This window comes from Ramlibacter pinisoli (genome assembly GCF_009758015.1).
Taxonomy (GTDB): Bacteria; Pseudomonadota; Gammaproteobacteria; order Burkholderiales; family Burkholderiaceae_C; genus Ramlibacter; species Ramlibacter pinisoli.
Map to the genome: position 1 here is coordinate 2275953 of NZ_WSEL01000003.1, position 17981 is coordinate 2293933.

A 17981-nucleotide genomic window follows, 5' to 3' on the forward strand; every position below is an offset into this window, starting at 1 on the left:
CCGCTCTCAGGGCTTGCGCTGGTCGACCACGCGCTTGGCCTTGCCCAGGCTGCGCTCGATGCCGCCCGACGGTCGCAGCTCGATGCGCGCCGAGGTGCCGACATAGGTCTTGATCTCGTGCGCCAGCCGCTCGGCGGCGGCCTGCGCCGCGCCGTCCTCGTGCGACAGCCCCGGCCGCGCCTCCACCGCCACCGTCAGGCAGTCCAGCGGCCCCTCGCGCGTGAGGATGCACTGGTAGTGCGGCGCCAGCTCCGCGCGCTTGCAGATCAGCTCCTCGATCTGGGTCGGGAACACGTTGACGCCGCGCACGATCATCATGTCGTCGCTGCGGCCGGTGATCTTCTCCATCCGCCGCATGGTGCGTGCCGTGCCCGGCAGCAGCCGGGTGAGGTCGCGGGTGCGGTAGCGGATGATGGGCAGTGCCTCCTTGGTCAGGCTGGTGAACACCAGCTCGCCGATCTCCCCGTCGGCCACCGGAACGCCGGTCTGCGGGTCGATCACCTCGGGGTAGAAATGGTCCTCCCAGATGGTCGGGCCGTCCTTGGTCTCGACGCACTCGCTGGCCACGCCCGGCCCCATCACCTCCGACAGGCCGTAGATGTCGACCGCGTCCAGGCCCAGGCGCTGCTCGATCGCCCGCCGCATGTCGTTGGTCCAGGGCTCGGCGCCGAAGATGCCCAGGCGCAGGCTGCAGGCACGCGGATCCAGCCCCTGGCGCTCGATCTCGTCGGCGATGGCCAGCATGTAGCTGGGCGTGACCATGATGATGTCGGGCCGGAAATCGGTGATCAGCTGCACCTGGCGCTCGGTCTGGCCGCCGCCGAACGGCACCACCGTGAGGCCCAGACGCTCGGCCCCGTAGTGCGCGCCCAGCCCGCCGGTGAACAGGCCGTAGCCGTAGCTCACGTGCACCATCTCGCCCGGACGTGCGCCGGCGGCGCGGATGCTGCGCGCCACCACGTGGGCCCAGGTCTCGATGTCGTTGCGGCTGTAGCCCACCACCGTGGGCTTGCCGGTGGTGCCGCTGGAGGCGTGGATGCGCACGCAGCGCTCGCGCGGCACCGCGAACAACCCGAACGGGTAGCTGTCGCGCAGGTCGGCCTTGCTGGTGAACGGGAACTTCGCCAGGTCGGCCAGCTCGCGGCAGTGCGACGGGTGCACGCCGGCGGCGTCGAACTTGGCCCGGTACACCGGCGAATTGGCGTAGGCATGCGCGAGCGTGGCCTGCAGGCGCTTGAGCTGCAGGCCGCGCAGCTCGTCGATGCTGGCCTTCTCGATCGCCTCGAGGGGAAAGTGGTTCATGCTGCCTCCGGAAGCACGGCGCCCTGGATCTGCGCGCTCTTGCCGCGGAACACCGCCACGACCTCGCCGCGCTGGTTGGTCACCGTCATGTCGTACACCCCGTGCCGCCCCTGCAGGACGCGCTCGACGCCCTCGCAGGTGAGCACGTCGCCGAGCCGGCCCGGCTTGAGGAACTCGATGCTGCAGCCGGCCGCCACGGTAGCCTGGTTGCGGCTGTTGCAGGCGAACGCGAAGGTCGAATCGGCCAGCGTGAAGATGAAGCCGCCGTGGCAGATGCGGTGGCCGTTCAGGTGCATCTCGCGCACCGGCATGCGCAGCACGGCGCGCCCGGCCGTGCAGCTCAGCAGCTCCATGCCCATGGTGTCCTTCGACGCGACGTCGTTGGCGAACATCGCCTGCCCGACGCGGGCGGCCAGCGCGTCCCCGCTTTCCATCACTCGCCCTTGAAGACCGGTGGCCGCTTCTGCAGGAAGGCGGTCACGCCTTCGATGTAGTCGTGCGTGCGCCCCAGCGCTGACTGGGTCTCGCGCTCGAGCTCGAGCTGGGTCTCCAGCTCGTTCGAGGCCGCGGCGCGGATCATCCTGCGGGTCGCCACCAGCGCCTGGGTCGGCAGCGTCGCCAGCCGCTGCGCCAGGGCCACGGCGGCCTCGACGCAGTCCTGGCCCTCGGGCGCGACGTCCCAGATCATTCCCCACTCCTTGGCCTCGGCCGCCGACAGCTTGTCGCCCAGCATCGCGCAGCCCATGGCCCGGGCGGCACCGAGCTTCTTGACCAGGAACCAAGTGCCACCCGCATCCGGGATGAGGCCGATCCGGGAGAACGCCTGGATGAAGCTGGCGCCGGGCGCCGCGATGGCGAGGTCGCAGGTCATCGCCAGCGAGGCGCCGGCACCGGCGGCGACGCCGTTGACCGCGGCCACCGTCGGCACGCGCAGCGCCATCAGGCGGCGCACCGTCGGATTGAAGGCCTGCTCGATGATGGGCCCGGGATTGGCGCGTTCGACCAGGTCCGGGCCGGGCGCGAAATCGAACTCGGCCAGGTCGGCGCCGGCGCAGAAGCCCCGGCCGGCGCCGGTGAGCACGGCGGCGCGGATGGCCTGGTCGGCCTCGAGGCGGTCGAGCGCCGCCCACAGGTCCTGGTGCATCGCCCGGGTGAAGCTGTTGAGTGCCTTGGGGCGGTTCAGCGTGAGCAGCGCGACGGCGCCGCGGGTCTCGTACAGGACGGACGGTTCGCTCATGGGGTCTCCTTGCGGGCGAATCTAGCAGTGGCCGACCGCTGGGCCGGTCAATGGTTTCCCTTGGGTATAGTCGATCGTCGCCGGAGGAGACCCATGTCGTACGAGACCCTGCAAGTGCGCACCGAAGCCGGCCAGGTCGGCGTGATCACGCTGCACCGCCCCAAGCAACTCAATGCGCTGAATGACCAGCTGATGGACGAGCTGGGCGCGGCGCTGCTGGCGTTCGAAGCCGACGACGCCATCGGCTGCATCGTGCTCACCGGCAGCGAGAAGGCGTTCGCCGCCGGCGCCGACATCTCCGCCATGTCCAAATTCGAGTTCGCCGATGTCTACCAAGGCGACTTCATCACCCGCAACTGGGAAACGCTGCGCCGCATCCGCAAGCCGGTGATCGCGGCCGTGAGCGGCTTCGCGCTGGGCGGCGGTTGCGAGCTGGCGATGCTGTGCGACTTCATCATCGCGGCCGAGAACGCGAAGTTCGGCCAGCCCGAGATCAAGATCGGCATCATCCCCGGCGCCGGTGGCACCCAGCGCCTGCCGCGCGCCATCGGCAAGTCCAAGGCCATGGACATGGTGCTCACCGCCCGCCTGGTGGACGCCGCCGAAGCCGAGCGGGCCGGCCTGGTGAGCCGGGTGGTGCCGCTCGACAAGCTGATGGACGAGGCGCTGGCCGCCGCCATCACCATCTGCGGCATGCCGCGGCTGGCGGCGATGGCGGCCAAGGAAGCGGTCAACCGGGCCTTCGAGGCCACGCTGGCCGACGGCGTGATGTTCGAGCGCCGCCTCTTCCATTCGATGTTCGCGACCGCCGACCAGAAGGAAGGCATGGACGCCTTCCTGGCCAAGCGCGAGCCGGTCTTCCGCCACCGCTGACGGCGCGGTCCGGTCGGGTCGGCTGGGCGAAAAGGGGGGATGAGCCGGGGGTGCGCGGCCTTCGCTATAATCTCGGGCTCTCGGCGCTTTAGCTCAGTCGGTTAGAGCGATGGAATCATAATCCACAGGTCCGCGGTTCGAATCCGTGAAGCGCCACCAGAACAAGACGACCCGCACCGGCAGCAGCTGGTGCGGGTTTTCCGCTTCTGGGGCCGCTGATGCGCACACGCCGTAGCGCCATCGAAGACCCCCATTCCCGAGTCATGAATCGGGGTGCGAAGGCGACGGGACCGACTATCGTTCCGGCGGGCTCCCGCCGCTCCTGCCCTTCCCCTGCCGAGCCTTCCTGAAAGATCGCGCCCTCCGGCGCGACCAACGGCGTCGGACAGGCATTCCGGCCCGCCCGAGTGCCCGGCGCCAACGCCGGCCCATCCCTCGTCAACCGTGGAAGGACCGCACATGAAACCGCTCAGCTCGCTCCTCGCCATCGCCGCCCTGCTGACCGCGGGCGCCGCCTTGGCCGCTTCGCATGCCGGCGCACCGATGGGCAAGGATGCCTCCGCCAAGGACGCCACGAGCAAGGACGCCAGCTCGAAGGACAGCGCCGACAAGGACGGCGCGCAGAAGAAGGACGCCATGGGCAAGGAAGCGCAGGCCAAGGACGCCAAGAAGGACCCGATGGCCAAGGACAAGGCGGCCAAGGACGAGGCCAAGAAGTAACGCCGATCGCGCTTGCCCGGCCCTACCCTGGCTGGCCGGGCTGCCCCTGCCCCCGCGAAGGAGCCGGGGCCTAGAATCCCGGGGTTCCTCAGCCTCTGGATCTACACCATGACCCGCTGGACCATCGGCGCCGCCCTGCTGGCGGCCGCCTCCCTGTCCTTTGCCCAGGCGCCGGCGGCGGTCGGCCGCCAGGCCCCAGCCGACGTCCGCCCTGCCGTGCTGGTCGTCACCGCCCCGCCCGAGATCACGCTGGACGGCAAGCCCGACCGGCTCTCGCCCGGCGCCCGCATCCGCGACACGCGCAACCTGCTGGTGCTGTCCGGCAACGTGGTCGGCCAGTCGTTGCCGGTGGTGTACCGGCGCGAGGCGGCCGGCCTGGTGCACGAGGTCTGGGTGCTCAACGAGCAGGAGTACGCCCGGGTGGCCCTGGCCGCCGAGGGCGGCGGTAGCGAGAACGCACGCCGTCTCAACGACGTGCTCAACGCCATCTTCGGCGCCCGGCCGTGACTGCCATGAAGAAAGTCTTCATCAAGACCTTCGGCTGCCAGATGAACGAGTACGACTCGGACAAGATGGCCGACGTCATGCGGGCCGCCGAAGGCTACGAGACCACCCAGGACCCCGAGCAGGCCGACCTGATCCTGTTCAACACCTGCTCGGTGCGCGAGAAGGCACAGGAGAAGGTGTTCTCCGACCTCGGCCGGGTGAAGCACCTCAAGAGCAAGGGCGTGCGCATCGCCGTCGGCGGCTGCGTGGCCAGCCAGGAAGGCGCCGCCATCATCGAGCGGGCACCCTACGTCGACGTGGTGTTCGGCCCGCAGACGCTGCACCGGCTGCCCGACCTGCTGGCCGAACGCGAACGCCAGGACCGGCCGCAGGTGGACATCCGCTTTCCCGAGATCGAGAAGTTCGACCACCTGCCGCCGGCCCGGGTGGACGGCGCGACCGCGTTCGTCTCCATCATGGAAGGCTGCAGCAAGTACTGCAGCTACTGCGTCGTGCCCTACACGCGCGGCGAGGAAGTGTCGCGCCCGCTCGACGACGTGCTGGCCGAAGTGGCCGAGCTGGCCGACCAGGGGGTGCGCGAGGTCACCCTGCTGGGGCAGAACGTCAACGCCTGGCGCGGCCGCATGGGCGACACCGCCGAGATGGCCGACTTCGCCCTGCTGCTCGAATACGTGGCCGAGATCCCCGGCATCGAGCGGATCCGCTACACCACCAGCCACCCGAACGAGTTCACCCAGCGCCTGGTCGAGGCCTATGGCAAGGTCGACAAGCTGGTCAGCCACCTGCACCTGCCGGTGCAGCACGGCAGCGACCGCATCCTGATGGCGATGAAGCGCGGCTACACGGCCATGGAGTACCGCAGCACCATCCGCAAGCTGCGCGCCGTCCGGCCCGGCATCTCGCTGTCGAGCGACTTCATCGTCGGCTTCCCGGGCGAGACCGACGAGGACTTCGGCAGGCTGATGAAGCTGGTGGAGGACACCGGCTTCGACGCCAGCTTCAGCTTCATCTTCAGCCCGCGCCCCGGCACCCCGGCGGCCGCCCTGCACGACGACACGCCGCACGCGGTCAAGCTGGCGCGCCTGCAACGCCTGCAGGCCGTGCTGGAAGACAACGTGCAGCGCATCAGCGCCAGCCGGGTGGGCACGGTGCAGCGCATCCTGGTCGAGGGACCGTCGCGCAAGGACAAGACCGAGCTGATGGGGCGCACCGAGTGCAACCGCATCGTCAACTTCGCCGGCCCCGCCAGGCTGGTCGGACAGATGGTCGAGGTGACCATCACCGAGGCGCTGCCGCACTCGCTGCGCGCCACCGTGGCCATCCGCGAACCCGCCTGAGCCTTGGCCGCCCCGCGCCTGAGCCTGCTGTCCTTCCGGGCGCTGCTGCTGCTGGCCTTCATCCTGGTGGGCGGCCTCCTCGGCGGCACGGCGCTGCGCTCGGTGGTGGTCCTGGAGCGCCTGATCGCCGAACGCGCGGCGGCCGCCGATGCGGCCCTGCAGCTCACCGCCAATGCCCAGCTGCTGACCGAGCGCACGCTCGACATGGAGCGCGCCGCGCGCCAGTCCCTCATCCTGGGCGACCGCGTGCTGCGGCGCCGTTACGAGGATGAATCGGGCAATGCCCGCACCGCGCTGCTGCGGCTGACCGAGCAGGGCCTGCCGCCGGGCCCGGCCGAGGCCTGGGTGCGCCAGCTCGAGGCCATCGCCGAGCTGATGGGCGATCCGTCCGAGCGCTCGCTCGAGCGCGAGCGCTCCGTGGCGCTGCGCTTTCGCGAGTTCGACACCATCAACAGCGGCGTCGCGCGCGAGGTGCAGCGCATCATCCAGACCCGCAACACCGACCTGGCGCACCGGCTGGAACAGAGCCGCTCGCGGGTGATGGAACGGGTGATCGCGGCCATCGCCCTGGCCTCGCTGCTGGCCGCCGCGCTGGGCATCTGGCTGGCCCGCCCCTTCACCCGCATGGAGCGCGCGATCCGCGGGCTGGGGGAGAACCGGCTGGACGAGCCGATCGAGATCGAAGGACCGGCCGACATGCGGCGCCTGGGCCGCGAGCTGGACTGGCTGCGGTTGCGCCTGACCGAGCTGGACGCCGACAAGGCCCGTTTCCTGCGTCACGTGTCGCACGAGCTCAAGACCCCTCTGGCCGCGCTGCGCGAGGGCGTGTCGCTGCTCGAGGAAGGCGTGCCCGGCCAGCTCAACCCGAGCCAGCACGAGGTCACCCGCATCCTGCAGCACAACGCCACGGTGCTGCAGGACCGCATCGAGGCGCTGCTGCGCTTCAACGCCGCCGCCTTCGATGCCCGCCAGCTGCGGCGCGCGCGCGTCGACCTGCTGGCGCTGCTGCAGGAGCAGGCCGAGGCCCAGCGGCTGCAGGCGCAGGCGCGCCGCATCGAGGTGGCGGTCACGGGCGAGCCGCTGCTGGCCGAGGTCGATGCCGACAAGCTCGGCACCGTGGTGGCCAACCTGCTGTCAAACGCGATCCGCTTCTCCCCGCCGGGGGGTACCATCCATCTCACCCTGCTGAACTTGCCTGGCTGCATCGGCATCGATGTCACCGACGATGGGCCGGGCGTGGCGACGGTGGACCGGGACCGCATCTTCGAGCCCTTCTTCCGCGGGGAGCGGCAACCCGAAGGCGTGCCGCCCGGCACCGGCGTCGGCCTGTCCATCGTCAAGGAATACGTGGCCGCGCACGGCGGCCGCATCGACCTCGTGGCCCAGGACGAGCGCAGCCACGGCGCCCATTTCCGCATCGAACTGCCCCATGCCGCCTGAGACCCAGCGCACATTCGCCATCCTGCTGGCCGCCGGCGTTGCCCTCGCGGTCGCGGCCTGCGCCAGCCCGCCGCCGCCCGCCCCGCCGCCACCGGTGATGCCGGTCGAGGCGCCGCCGCCGCCCCCGCCGCCACCGCCGCCGCCGGCGCCGCCGCAAGCGGAGACGCCCTCGCCCGCCGTGCTGGCACTGGTGCACGCCGATCGCATCCGCGGCCTCAACCCTGCCGAACTGCAGCAGGAAGTCGCGCGCCTGTCCGCACCCGCCGACGCCAGCGACGCCGCGGCGCCGCTGGCGCAGATGCAGCTGGCCATCGCGTTGATCCAGACCCGGGCGCCGGCCGACGCGGCCCGCGCCGGCCAGCTGCTGCAGCGCGTGCTGGGTCAGGGGACCCCGGCGGCCAGTCCCTTGCATCCGCTGGCGCGCCAGCTGCAAGCGCAGCTGGCCGAACAGAAGCGGCTGGAAGACCAGATCGAGCGCCAGGCGCAGCAGCTGCGCGACGCCCAGCGCCGCGTCGAGCAGCTCAACGACCGGCTCGATGCGCTGCGCGCCATCGAGCGCAGCCGGCCGCGGCCGCAGTGAGGCCACGATGAGCGAAGGCGCCCGGATCCTGGTGGTCGACGACGACGCCGACATGCTGCGGCTGCTGTCGATGCGGTTGCAGGCGGCCGGCTACTCGGTCACCGCCGTCGCCTCGGCCGAGGCGGCACTGGCGCAGCTGGCGGTGGGACGTCCCCAGCTCGTGCTCAGCGACGTCCGCCTGCCCGGCCGCGACGGCCTCGGCCTGTTCGAGGACATCCGGCACCAGCACCCGTCGCTGCCGGTGATCCTGCTCACCGCCCACGGCACCATCCCCGATGCGGTCGACGCCACCGCCCGCGGCGTGTTCGGCTACCTCACCAAGCCGTACGACCCGCGCGAGCTGCTGGAGAAGATCGCCCAGGCCGTCGCCCTCGGGTCCGACGCCGAGCAGCAGGTCGCCCACGACGAGACCTGGCGCGCCGAGATCATCAGCCGCTCGTCCCGGATGGCCGAGCTGCTCGCGGAGGCCCGCATGGTGGCGCGCTCCGATGCCTCGGTGCTGCTGCGCGGCGACAGCGGCAGCGGCAAGGAGCTGCTGGCGCGGGCGATCCACAAGGCCAGTCCGCGCGCGCGCAAGCCGTTCGTGGCGGTGAACTGCGGCGCCATCCCCGAAGCGCTGCTGGAGTCCGAACTGTTCGGCCATGTGAAGGGCGCCTTCACCGATGCGGTGGCCAACCACAAGGGCCTGTTCCTCGCCGCCGACGGCGGGACCCTGCTGCTCGATGAAATCGGCGACATGCCGCCGGCGCTGCAGGTCAAGCTGCTGCGCGTGCTGCAGGAGCGCACCGTGCGGCCGCTCGGCTCCAGCCAGTCGCTGCCGGTCGACGTGCGCATCGTCTCGGCCACCCACCGCGACCTGGACGCCGCGATGGCGTCGGGCCAGTTCCGCCAGGACCTGTACTACCGGCTCAACGTGGTGACGATCACGCTGCCCTCGCTGGGCGAGCGGCGCGAGGACATCCCGCTGCTGGCCAACCACTTCCTGCATCGCCTGGCCGCCAAGTACGGCCGCCGACTGTCCGGCTTCGCGCCCGAGGCACTGAGGGCGCTGGCCGCTGCGCCATGGCCGGGCAACGTGCGCCAGCTGTACAACGTGGTCGAACAGGTTTGCGCGATCTCGACCACGGCGCTGGTGCCGCTGGCGCTGGTGCAGCGCGCGCTGCGGGTCTCCACCGTCGAGGTGCAGACCTATGCCGACGCCAAGCGCCGCTTCGAGCGCGAGTACCTCGTCGGCCTGCTCAAGCTCACCGACGGCAACGTGAGCGACGCGGCCCGCCTGGCCGGCCGCAACCGCACCGAGTTCTACCGGCTGCTGCAGAAGAACGAGCTCACGCCCGGCCTGTTCAAGGGCGATGGCGCGGCCCCGTCGCCGGATGGCGACAGCGCCGAACGCTCGCCGGTCAAGGGCAAAGAGACCTAGCGCCCCCACGCTGTCGCCGGTCGGCGACAGAAACCGCGGTTTTTCGCCCCGGCCGCGCCCCCGACGCCGCGCGATCGCGCCGGCGCACGCGCAAGTCCTTGTCACGCTTGGCTTTTCTGACCTGGCCTAGGGTTTGCACTAGATCCGCATGCTGCTTTGCCGTCGGGCCCGTCCTCTTGTCCTGTTCCTTGCCGCCTTCTGGTGCCTGTTCACCGCACCCGCCTACGCCGCCTGGGGCTTCGACCAAGTGGCCGCCCTGGCCCGCGCACGCGCCGCGGTGCCCTATGTCGCGCCCGACGTCTCGCTGCCGCCGGCCCTGTCGGCGCTCGACTACGACGGCCTGCGCGACATCCGCTTCCGGCCGGCGCGCGCACTCTGGCGCGACGGCGGCGCCGCGTTCGAGGCCATGTTCTTCCACCGCGGCCGCTTCGCTCCCGAGCCGGTGCGCATCCACGAGGTGGGCGCCGACGGCAACGTGCGGCCGGTCCCGTGGCGCGCCCCGGACTACGACTACGGCAAGAACCGGCTGCCGACCCAGGCCTGGCCCGACCTCGGGCACGCCGGCTTCCGCGTCCACTACCCGCTGAACGGGTCGGCCTACAAGGACGAGCTCGTCGTCTTCCTGGGCGCCAGCTACTTCCGCGCGCTCGGCGCCGGCCAGCAGTACGGCCTGTCGGCGCGCGCCCTCGCGGTCGACACGGTGGGCGGCAGCGGACCGGAGGAATTCCCGCGCTTCACCGACTTCTGGCTCGAGCGGCCGGCGGCAGACGGCAAGCAGCTCATCGTGCATGCCTTGCTCGACAGCCCGCGGCTGGCCGGCGCCTGGACGTTCGTCATCACGCCGGGCCAGACCACCCGCATGGAGGTGCGCGCCCGCGTGTTCCTGCGCGCGACCGGGAAGACGATCACCACCCTGGGCGTGGCCCCGCTCACCAGCATGTTCCTGGCGGGCGAGAACCAGCCGCGGCCCGGTGACTTCCGCCCCGAGGTGCACGACTCCGACGGCCTGATGGTGGCCAGCAGCAGCGGCGAGTGGCTGTGGCGGCCGCTGCAGAACCCCAGCCGCGTCCTGACGACCAGCTTCGCCCTGCCCGGCCTGCGCGGTTTCGGCCTCATGCAGCGCGACCGCGCCTTCACCAGCTACGAGGACACCGAGGCCCACTACGAGCGGCGGCCCAGTGCCTGGGTGCGCCCGCTGGGCGACTGGGGCCCGGGCCGGGTCGAGCTGGTCCAGCTGTCCACGCCCGACGAGTCGCACGACAACGTGGTCGCCTACTGGGTGCCCGAGCGCCTGCCGGCCGCCGGCGAGCCCTTCGACTACGCCTACGAGCTGTCCTGGCAGGGCGACGAGCAGCAGCGCCCGCCGGCCTCCTGGGTCGTGCAGAGCCGGCGCGGCCTGGGCTTCGTGCGGCCCCAGGACGTGGCTGCGACGGCCGGGCTGGTGCAGTACGTCCTCGATTTCAACGGCCCGGCGCTGGCTGCGCTGGCGCCGGACGCCCCGGTGCAGCCGGTCGTGACGGCCGATGCCAACGGCCACCTCGAACAGCAACTGGCGTGGTTCAACCCCGGCACGCGCGGCTGGCGCGTCGTGCTGCGCGTGCGCCCGGTCGACCCGGCGGCGCCGGTGGAACTGCGCGCCTTTCTTCAACACGGCAACGACATCGTGAGCGAAACATGGACCCACATCGTGCTTCCCGACCCCTCCCATTGAGGCAGGCCAGCGAGGCCGATGGCGGCGGCGGCCCCTCCCCGGCCGCGCGTGCGCGTGCGCGCCGTCCGGCGCTGCGCGAGCAGCGGCATCCGAACGCGGTGACGGCCCCGCCGCTCCAGCGCGGCTCGATGCCCACCCGCCCCTGGACCGGCTTCTGGGCCGGCCTGGCCAGCGGTCTGCTGCTCGCGGCCAGCGGCCTGCTCGGCCGCCGTGAAGCCACCGCGGCCGCGCCCCGGCAGCCCTGGGAACGGGCGGCGGCGCGCCGGCGCGCGGCCTTCCTGGCCATCGCCGGCGCCAGCAGTGTCGTGGCCACCGTGCTGTACGCCGGCGCACGTCCGGACGACACCGCCCCGGCGCTGGCCGCCGTGCAGGTGGCGCTGTTCGCCATCCTGTCGGCCTGGGTCGTCACCGGCTTCGTCACCGCGCTGATGGGCTTCTGGGTCACCCTGCGCGGCGACCGCCATGGCCTGTCCGTCCGCGCGGTGCAGGACCACGTGCTGGCGGCCGACGCCCGCACCGCCATCGTGATGCCGATCTGCGAGGAGCACGTGCCGACCGTCTTCGCCGGCCTGCGCGCGACCTGCGAATCGCTCATGGCCACCGGCCAGGCGGCGCGGTTCGACGTCTTCGTGCTGTCGGACAGCAGCACCCCCGCCCAGGTGGCGGCCGAACGGGCCGCCTGGGAAGACCTGCGCGCCGCGCTGGCCGAGCAGAGCGGCGCACCGGTCGAGGTCTACCTGCGGCACCGCCAGCGCCGCACCCACCGCAAGGCCGGCAACGTGGCCGACTTCTGCCGCCGCTGGGGCCGCGACTACCGCTACATGGTGGTGCTCGACGCCGACAGCGTGATGAGCGGCGACTGCCTGGTGACGCTGGCCAAGCTGATGGAGGCGCACCCGCGCGCCGGCATCCTCCAGACCGCCACCCAGCCGATCGGCCATGCCACCCTGCACGCCCGCGCCCAGCAGTTCGCGGCGCGCCTCACCGGCCGGCTGTTCACCCTCGGGCTGCAGTACTGGCAGCTGGGCGAATCGCACTACTGGGGCCACAACGCCATCCTGCGGCTGGAGCCGTTCATGCAGCACTGCGGGCTGGCGCCGCTGCCCGGGCGCGGCGGGCTGTCCGGCGGCATTCTGTCGCACGACTTCGTCGAGGCCGCGCTGATGCGGCGCGCCGGCTACCAGGTGTGGCTGGTGCCCGACCTGGAAGGCAGCTACGAGCAGCAGCCGCCGGACCTGCTGTCCGAACTCCAGCGCGACCGCCGCTGGTGCCAGGGCAACCTGATGAACGCGCGGCTGGTCGCCGAGCCCGGGCTGCACCGGGTGCACCGCGCCATGCTGGCGATCGGCGCCATGTCGTACCTGGCGGCGCCGCTGTGGCTGGCCTTCCTGGTCTCGGGCGCCGCGCTGTGGCTGTCCGGCGGCCTGCTCGACGGCGGCATGGCCGCCAGCCGGATCGAACTGGTCGGCCTGTGGCTGTGGGCGCTGTGCATGCTGTTCCTGCCACGCGTGCTGGGCCTGATCGCGGTGCTGCTGCGCGGCGAGCAGGCAGCCTTCGGTGGCACCGCGCGCCTGCTGGTCAGCGCCGCGTTCGAGACCGCCCTGGCCCTGCTGCAGGCGCCGGTGCGCATGGCCGCGCACGCGCTGTTCGTGGTGGTGGCCCTGACCGGCATCCGCCTGCACTGGACCTCGCCGCCACGCGAGGCCACTGCCCTGGCCTGGGGTGCGGCGGCGCAGCGGCTGCTGCCACTGTCGGCCGTCGTGGCGGCCGCAGCCGCCGCGCTGGCCACCACGGCGCCGCATGCGCTGGCCGCGGTGCTGCCGGTGGCCGTGCCGCTGCTGCTGTCGGTGCCGATGGCGGTGTTCACCAGCGATGCCAGGCTGGGAGCCACGCTGCGTGCGCGCGGCCTGCTGCTGATCCCGGAAGAGGCCGGGTCGCCAGCGGTGCTGCGCCGCGCCGGCCTGCATGCCGGGCGGGCGGCGCGGCTGCTGCGCGCCGCCTGAAGGGGCTTACTCGATGCGCGCGCCGGAGGCCTTGACCAGCACCCCGGCCTGCTCGTAGTCGGCCTTGAGCAGCTGCTGGAAGGCGTCGACCTGCATGGCGCCGCTCTCCACGCCCAGGCGCGCCAGCCGCTCCTGCACCGCCGGCTCGCCCAGCACCTTGTTGATGGCCGCGTTCAGCCGGTCGACCTCGGCCCGCGGCATGGTGGACGGCGCCAGCACGCCGATCCAGGACTCGAACTTGTAGCCCGGCACGCCGGCTTCGGCGGCGGTCGGCAGCTCGGGCAGGAACTTCGAGCGCTGGGTGCCGGTGTAGGCCAGCAGCTTGATGCGCGGGTCCTGCTTGAAGGCGGTGATGCCGATCAGCGCCGAGGTGACGCCCTGCACGCGGCCGGCCAGCACCTCGTTGACGGCGTCGCCGGTGGACTTCATGGGCACGTGCTGCATCTCGACCCCGGCCTTGGCCAGGAAGTAGGCCATGCCCAGGTGGGTGGCGCTGCCGTTGCCGGCCGACGCGTAATTCAACTGCCCCGACTTGCTCTTGAGCAGCTTGACGTAGTCCGCCAGGGAGTTGACGCCCAAGTTGCCGGGCGCGGCGATCACGTAGCCCGAGTTGCCGATGTAGGCCACGCCGGTGAAGTTCTTGATCGGGTCGTAGTCCAGCTTGCTGTACAGGTGGCCGGCCAGCGTGTGGCTGGCGGCCGCCAGCACCAGCGTGTTGTTGTCGGTGGCCCTGGCCACCTGCGCGGTGCCCACGGTGCCGCCGGCGCCGGGGCGGTTCTCGACCACCACCGACGCCCCGAGCGCCTGCCCGAGTTCGGCATTGAAGGTGCGGGCCACGGTGTCCTGCACGGCACCGGGGCCGAACGGCACCACGATGCGGATCACGCGCTGGGCGAAGGCGGGGGAAGTTGCGGCGGCGGCAAGGACGAGCGCGATGGCGGCGCGGCGGGAATGGCGGAAGGGCATGGACGGGGCTCCTCTGTTGTCAAGCTTGGGCGAGCCAGCGGTGTGCGAGTCGCACGAAGTAGCTGGCGCCGATGGGAATGATCTCGTCGTTGAAGTCGAACGAGGTGTTGTGGATGATGCAAGGTCCGGGCCCATGGTCGGGCAGCCGATGGCCGCCGTCGCCGTTGCCCAGGAACGCGTAGCACCCGGGCCTGACCTTCAGCATGTGGGCAAAGTCCTCGGCGCCCATCACGGCCGGGTAGTTGGCGTCCACGCGGTCGGCCCCCACCACCTCGCGCATCACCTCGGCGGCGAACGCCGCTTCCGGGGCGTGGTTCACGACCGGCGGCGAGGCGCGGCGGAAGAACACCTCGGCGCGGCAGTCGTGGGCCTGCGCGATGCCGTCGGCCAGCCGGCGCAGGCCGGCCTCGATCTTGTCGGTGGCGTCTTCCGAGAAGGTGCGCACCGTGCCGCCCACCCAGGCCTCGTCCGGGATCACGTTGGGCGCGCCCGAGCCCTGGAGTTGGGTGACGGCCAGCAGCGCGCGCTCGGTCGAGGCGATCACCTTGGGGACCAGCGTCTGCAGCTGCTGGCCCAGGTCGATGACGGCGGCCACCGGGTCGATGCCGGTGTGCGGCAGCGAGGCGTGGGTGCCGCGGCCGTGCAGCGTCACCTTCCAGGTGTTGCTGGAGGCCATCAGCGCGGCCGGGCTGGTGGCGAAACTGCCCACGCTGTCGAGCGCGAAGTTGTGGAGCGCGAACACGGCCTCGCAGGGGAAGCGCTCGAACAGGCCGTCCTGGATCATCTTCAGGGCGCCGGCCTTGCCCATCTCCTCGGCCGGCTGGAAGATGAAATTCACCGTGCCGCTGAAGTCGCGTGAGCGCGACAGGTGCCAGGCCGCCGCCAGCAGCATGGTGGTGTGGCCGTCATGGCCGCAGGCATGCATGCGGCCATCGTGGCGCGACCGGTGGGGGAACTTGTTCTCCTCCTGCAGGGGCAGCGCGTCGAGGTCGGCGCGCAGGCCGATGCTGCGGCGGCCCTCGCCGCAGCGCAGCACCCCCACCACCCCGGTGCCGGCGACGCCGGTGTGCACCTCGAGACCCCACTCGCGCAGCAGGTCGGCCACGATGCTGGAGGTGCGGTGCTCCTCGAAGCCGAGTTCCGGGTGGGCATGGATGTCGCGCCGCAGCGCGACGAAGCGGGACATGTCCGCAAACGAGTCGACGATGTTCATGGCGCCGCAGGATAAGGCAGAACGCCGGCCCGGAGTCACGCCCCCCGAGGGCTCGCCTTTCCGTCACGGCCCTGGTGCGACACGCCCTGCTCCTTCTCCCCCTCCGGGGCGAGGGCCGGGGTGAGGGGGTTGCTGAAGCGGGCTGCCTTTCTGAGCCTGCGGCTCAGAACGGCAGTTTCGGAACGCCGCCCTTGCCGCCCAGCCCGCCCATGCGCTTCATCATCTTCATGAGGCCGCCGCCCTTCATCTTCTTCATCATGCCCTGCATCTGCTCGAACTCGTTGAGCAGGCGGTTGACCTCCTGGACCTGCACGCCGGCGCCGGCGGCGATGCGGCGCTTGCGGGTGGCCTTGATCAGGTCGGGCTTGCGCCGCTCCAGCGGGGTCATGCTGCAGATGATCCCTTCCTTGCGGCGGATGTCACGCTCGGCCTTGTCCATGTCGACCTGGCCGGCCTTGGCCTGGATCTGGGACGGCATCTTGTCCATCAGCTGCGACAGCCCGCCCATCTGCTTCATCTGGCGGATCTGGGCCAGGAAATCGTCGAGGTCGAAGCCCTCGCCGCTCTTGACCTTGGCCGCCAGCTTCTGCGCCGCCTGCATGTCGACGCCGGCCGTGACCTGCTCGACCAGGGCGACGATGTCGCCCATGCCCAGGATGCGGCCGGCGTGGCGCTCGGCGTCGAACACCTCCAGGCCATCGATCTTCTCGGACACGCCGGCGAACTTGATCGGCGCCCCGGTGATCTGGCGCACCGACAGCGCCGCGCCGCCGCGCGAGTCGCCGTCCATCTTGGTCAGCACGATGCCGGTGAGCGGCAGCGCGTCCTTGAAGGCCTTGGCGGTGTTCACCGCATCCTGGCCCTGCATGGCGTCGACCACGAACAGCGTCTCGACCGGCCGCAGCGCGGCGTGCAGCTCGCGGATCTCGCGCATCAGCGCCTCGTCGATGGCCAGCCGGCCGGCGGTGTCGACCAGCAGCACGTCGAAGTACTGCTTGCGCGCGAAGTCCAGCGCCGCCGCCGCGATGTCCAGCGGCTTCTGGTCGGGCGAGCTGGGGAACCACTCGGCGCCGGCCTGCCGGGTGACGGTCTTGAGCTGCTCGATGGCGGCCGGGCGGTAGACGTCGCCCGACACGGTCAGCACCTTCTTCTTGCGCTTCTCGATCAGGTGCTTTGCCAGCTTGGCGGTGGTGGTGGTCTTGCCGGCGCCCTGCAGGCCGGCCATCAGGATGACGGCCGGCGGCTGGGCCGCCAGGTTGATGTCGGACACGCCCTCGCCCATGGTGGCGACCAGCTCGCGGTTGACGATGCCCACCAGCGCCTGGCCGGGGTTGAGCGAGCCCACCACCTCCTGGCCGAGCGCCTTCTCCTTGACCCGGGCCACGAAGTCGCGCACCACGGGCAGCGCGACGTCGGCCTCGAGCAGGGCCATGCGGACCTCGCGCAGCATGTCCTGCACGTTGGATTCCGTGATGCGGGCCTGGCCGCGCATGTCCTTGACGAGGCGGGACAGTTTGTCGGAAAGGGCGGACGCCATGGGGTGTGCGGAAGGTGTGGGGAGGGTGCGCCGGCAGGGGGCCGACAGGGGCGCCGGGAGCGGAGCCGCGGGGACGCAGCGACTACACTGCGGCCCATGATTCTAGCCAGTGCGTCCGGTCCCGACATCGTGATGTCGGTCACGGCGGCCGGCGCCTATCTTGCGCCGGCCGCCGTCGGCCAGCGGCTGAGCCTGCGGGCGCGCCGCTATGCCGCCATGGTGGCCTGGCTGCTGCACGCGGCGGTGCTCGGATGGATGCTGTTCGGCGCCACCCCACGGTTCGGATTCGCGCCGGCGCTGTCGGTCACCGCCTGGCTGGTGCTGACCGTCTACGCGGTCGAACAGGAGCTCTATCCGCAGCTGCAGCTGATCTGGGCGCTGGCCGTGGTCGGTGCCGCCTCGGTGCTGCTCGCCCTGGTGTTCCCGGGCACGCCGCTGCACCCCGCCGCCTCGCCGCTGCTGCCGGTGCACTGGGCGCTGGGCATCGCCTCCTACGGGCTGTTCGCGGCCGCGGTGCTGCATGCCTGGCTGCTGCGCCGCAGCGAGCTGGCGATCCGCACCGCCAGTGCCAGCCCGTCCGGGCTGCCGCTGCTGACGCTGGAGCGGCTGACGTTCCGCTTCGTCGCCGCCGGCTTCGTGCTGCTGTCGGCCACCCTGCTGGCCGGCACCCTGTTCAGCGAGTACTTCTACGGGCGCGCCTGGCGCTGGGAGCACAAGACGGTGTTCTCGGTGCTGGCCTGGATCGCCTTCGCCCTGCTGCTGCTCGGGCGGGCCCGCTTCGGCTGGCGCGGTCGCACCGCGGTGCGGGTGCTCTACATCGGCTCGCTGCTGTTGCTGCTGGCCTACGTGGGCTCGCGCTTCGTGCTCGAAGTCGTGCTGGGGCGCACGGGATGAAGTACCTGCTGATCGCCGCCCTGGTGCTGGTCGTCTGGTTCCTCTGGCGCACGCCGCGCGTGCGCGCGCCCAAGGCGGCGGCGCCGACGCCGCCGCCACCCGGCCGGGCCCCCGCGCTGCCGCAGGAGATGGTGCGCTGCCCGGTCTGTGCGCTGCACCTGCCGCGCGGCGACGCGTTCGCCGGCAGCAGCGGCCGTCTCTACTGCAGCCACGAGCACCGCGCCGCGGGCGGCAATTGATG

The 17981-nt window shown here is 71.6% G+C and carries 17 protein-coding genes and 1 tRNA gene; 12 read left to right on the forward strand and 6 right to left on the reverse strand.

Annotation, left to right across the window (positions count from 1 at the left end):
- Positions 1 to 6 precede the first annotated feature (6 nt).
- The 3 genes from paaK to GON04_RS12310 are packed head-to-tail and all read right to left on the reverse strand — an operon-like array spanning position 7 to position 2539.
- Complete coding sequence (gene paaK / locus GON04_RS12300) at positions 7 to 1302, reverse strand: phenylacetate--CoA ligase PaaK (protein ID WP_157398136.1); 1296 nt, start codon at positions 1300 to 1302, stop codon at positions 7 to 9.
- The gene (gene paaI, locus GON04_RS12305) at positions 1299 to 1736 is read right to left on the reverse strand and encodes a hydroxyphenylacetyl-CoA thioesterase PaaI (RefSeq protein ID WP_157398137.1); all 438 of its coding nucleotides are present in this window, start codon (positions 1734 to 1736) and stop codon (positions 1299 to 1301) included. Before paaI ends, paaK begins: the two co-directional genes overlap by 4 nt.
- Positions 1736 to 2539, reverse strand: coding sequence for an enoyl-CoA hydratase-related protein (locus GON04_RS12310; RefSeq protein ID WP_157398138.1), 804 nt, complete (start codon positions 2537 to 2539; stop codon positions 1736 to 1738). Before GON04_RS12310 ends, paaI begins: the two co-directional genes overlap by 1 nt.
- 93 nt (positions 2540 to 2632) lie before the next feature.
- Here GON04_RS12310 and GON04_RS12315 point away from each other — a divergent pair, with 93 nt between their 5' ends.
- The 10 genes from GON04_RS12315 (at position 2633) to mdoH (ending at position 13130) form a co-directional block, all read left to right on the forward strand.
- The gene (locus tag GON04_RS12315; RefSeq protein ID WP_157398139.1) at positions 2633 to 3412 is read left to right on the forward strand and encodes an enoyl-CoA hydratase; all 780 of its coding nucleotides are present in this window, start codon (positions 2633 to 2635) and stop codon (positions 3410 to 3412) included.
- 82 nt (positions 3413 to 3494) lie between these two features.
- Positions 3495 to 3571, forward strand: a tRNA-Met gene (locus GON04_RS12320).
- Between the two features lie 300 nt (positions 3572 to 3871).
- Complete coding sequence (locus tag GON04_RS12325; protein WP_157398140.1) at positions 3872 to 4132, forward strand: hypothetical protein; 261 nt, start codon at positions 3872 to 3874, stop codon at positions 4130 to 4132.
- 108 nt (positions 4133 to 4240) lie between these two features.
- Positions 4241 to 4639, forward strand: a complete 399-nt coding sequence (locus tag GON04_RS26580; RefSeq protein ID WP_181654016.1) for a hypothetical protein — start codon at positions 4241 to 4243, stop codon at positions 4637 to 4639.
- Positions 4640 to 4644: 5 nt separating this feature from the next.
- Positions 4645 to 5976 carry a tRNA (N6-isopentenyl adenosine(37)-C2)-methylthiotransferase MiaB gene (gene miaB / locus GON04_RS12335; RefSeq protein WP_157398141.1) on the forward strand — a complete coding sequence of 444 codons (1332 nt, stop codon included), beginning with the start codon at positions 4645 to 4647 and terminating at the stop codon, positions 5974 to 5976.
- Between the two features lie 3 nt (positions 5977 to 5979).
- Entirely contained in the window at positions 5980 to 7416 is a 1437-nt protein-coding gene (locus tag GON04_RS12340; RefSeq protein ID WP_157398142.1) for a sensor histidine kinase, read from the forward strand.
- The gene (locus GON04_RS12345; protein WP_157398143.1) at positions 7406 to 7996 is read left to right on the forward strand and encodes a hypothetical protein; all 591 of its coding nucleotides are present in this window, start codon (positions 7406 to 7408) and stop codon (positions 7994 to 7996) included. Before GON04_RS12340 ends, GON04_RS12345 begins: the two co-directional genes overlap by 11 nt.
- Before the next feature lie 7 nt (positions 7997 to 8003).
- Positions 8004 to 9416 carry a sigma 54-interacting transcriptional regulator gene (locus GON04_RS12350; protein WP_157398144.1) on the forward strand — a complete coding sequence of 471 codons (1413 nt, stop codon included), beginning with the start codon at positions 8004 to 8006 and terminating at the stop codon, positions 9414 to 9416.
- 148 nt (positions 9417 to 9564) lie between these two features.
- Positions 9565 to 11127, forward strand: a complete 1563-nt coding sequence (locus tag GON04_RS12355) for an OpgD/OpgG family glucan biosynthesis protein (RefSeq protein WP_157398145.1) — start codon at positions 9565 to 9567, stop codon at positions 11125 to 11127.
- Positions 11091 to 13130, forward strand: coding sequence for a glucans biosynthesis glucosyltransferase MdoH (gene mdoH, locus GON04_RS12360; RefSeq protein ID WP_157398146.1), 2040 nt, complete (start codon positions 11091 to 11093; stop codon positions 13128 to 13130). The genes GON04_RS12355 and mdoH overlap by 37 nt, the downstream gene beginning before the upstream one ends.
- 6 nt (positions 13131 to 13136) lie before the next feature.
- Here the strand turns inward: mdoH and GON04_RS12365 are convergent, their stop codons facing one another.
- The 3 genes from GON04_RS12365 to ffh all read right to left on the reverse strand — a co-directional run bounded on the left by GON04_RS12365 (position 13137) and on the right by ffh (position 16846).
- Complete coding sequence (locus GON04_RS12365) at positions 13137 to 14096, reverse strand: tripartite tricarboxylate transporter substrate-binding protein (RefSeq protein ID WP_157398147.1); 960 nt, start codon at positions 14094 to 14096, stop codon at positions 13137 to 13139.
- 19 nt (positions 14097 to 14115) lie between these two features.
- Entirely contained in the window at positions 14116 to 15309 is a 1194-nt protein-coding gene (locus GON04_RS12370; protein ID WP_157398148.1) for a M20 aminoacylase family protein, read from the reverse strand.
- Positions 15310 to 15472: 163 nt separating this feature from the next.
- Complete coding sequence (gene ffh, locus GON04_RS12375; RefSeq protein ID WP_157398149.1) at positions 15473 to 16846, reverse strand: signal recognition particle protein; 1374 nt, start codon at positions 16844 to 16846, stop codon at positions 15473 to 15475.
- 96 nt (positions 16847 to 16942) lie between these two features.
- Here ffh and GON04_RS12380 point away from each other — a divergent pair, with 96 nt between their 5' ends.
- The gene (locus GON04_RS12380; protein ID WP_157398150.1) at positions 16943 to 17740 is read left to right on the forward strand and encodes a cytochrome C assembly family protein; all 798 of its coding nucleotides are present in this window, start codon (positions 16943 to 16945) and stop codon (positions 17738 to 17740) included.
- Complete coding sequence (locus tag GON04_RS12385) at positions 17737 to 17979, forward strand: PP0621 family protein (protein WP_157398151.1); 243 nt, start codon at positions 17737 to 17739, stop codon at positions 17977 to 17979. The genes GON04_RS12380 and GON04_RS12385 overlap by 4 nt, the downstream gene beginning before the upstream one ends.
- The last annotated feature ends 2 nt before the right edge of the window (positions 17980 to 17981 follow it).

Excerpts from the sequence above, each read along its gene's own strand:
- mdoH (WP_157398146.1), top strand. The coding sequence starts at position 11,091 with ATGGACCCACATCGTGCTTCCCGACCCCTCCCATTGAGGCAGGCCAGC.
- GON04_RS12355 (WP_157398145.1), top strand. The coding sequence starts at position 9,565 with ATGCTGCTTTGCCGTCGGGCCCGTCCTCTTGTCCTGTTCCTTGCCGCC.
- GON04_RS12350 (WP_157398144.1), top strand. The coding sequence starts at position 8,004 with ATGAGCGAAGGCGCCCGGATCCTGGTGGTCGACGACGACGCCGACATG.
- ffh (WP_157398149.1), bottom strand. The coding sequence starts at position 16,846 with ATGGCGTCCGCCCTTTCCGACAAACTGTCCCGCCTCGTCAAGGACATG.
- GON04_RS12325 (WP_157398140.1), top strand. The coding sequence starts at position 3,872 with ATGAAACCGCTCAGCTCGCTCCTCGCCATCGCCGCCCTGCTGACCGCG.
- GON04_RS26580 (WP_181654016.1), top strand. The coding sequence starts at position 4,241 with ATGACCCGCTGGACCATCGGCGCCGCCCTGCTGGCGGCCGCCTCCCTG.
- GON04_RS12370 (WP_157398148.1), bottom strand. The coding sequence starts at position 15,309 with ATGAACATCGTCGACTCGTTTGCGGACATGTCCCGCTTCGTCGCGCTG.
- miaB (WP_157398141.1), top strand. The coding sequence starts at position 4,645 with ATGAAGAAAGTCTTCATCAAGACCTTCGGCTGCCAGATGAACGAGTAC.
- GON04_RS12315 (WP_157398139.1), top strand. The coding sequence starts at position 2,633 with ATGTCGTACGAGACCCTGCAAGTGCGCACCGAAGCCGGCCAGGTCGGC.
- paaI (WP_157398137.1), bottom strand. The coding sequence starts at position 1,736 with ATGGAAAGCGGGGACGCGCTGGCCGCCCGCGTCGGGCAGGCGATGTTC.
- GON04_RS12310 (WP_157398138.1), bottom strand. The coding sequence starts at position 2,539 with ATGAGCGAACCGTCCGTCCTGTACGAGACCCGCGGCGCCGTCGCGCTG.
- GON04_RS12345 (WP_157398143.1), top strand. The coding sequence starts at position 7,406 with ATGCCGCCTGAGACCCAGCGCACATTCGCCATCCTGCTGGCCGCCGGC.
- GON04_RS12380 (WP_157398150.1), top strand. The coding sequence starts at position 16,943 with ATGATTCTAGCCAGTGCGTCCGGTCCCGACATCGTGATGTCGGTCACG.
- GON04_RS12365 (WP_157398147.1), bottom strand. The coding sequence starts at position 14,096 with ATGCCCTTCCGCCATTCCCGCCGCGCCGCCATCGCGCTCGTCCTTGCC.
- GON04_RS12385 (WP_157398151.1), top strand. The coding sequence starts at position 17,737 with ATGAAGTACCTGCTGATCGCCGCCCTGGTGCTGGTCGTCTGGTTCCTC.
- paaK (WP_157398136.1), bottom strand. The coding sequence starts at position 1,302 with ATGAACCACTTTCCCCTCGAGGCGATCGAGAAGGCCAGCATCGACGAG.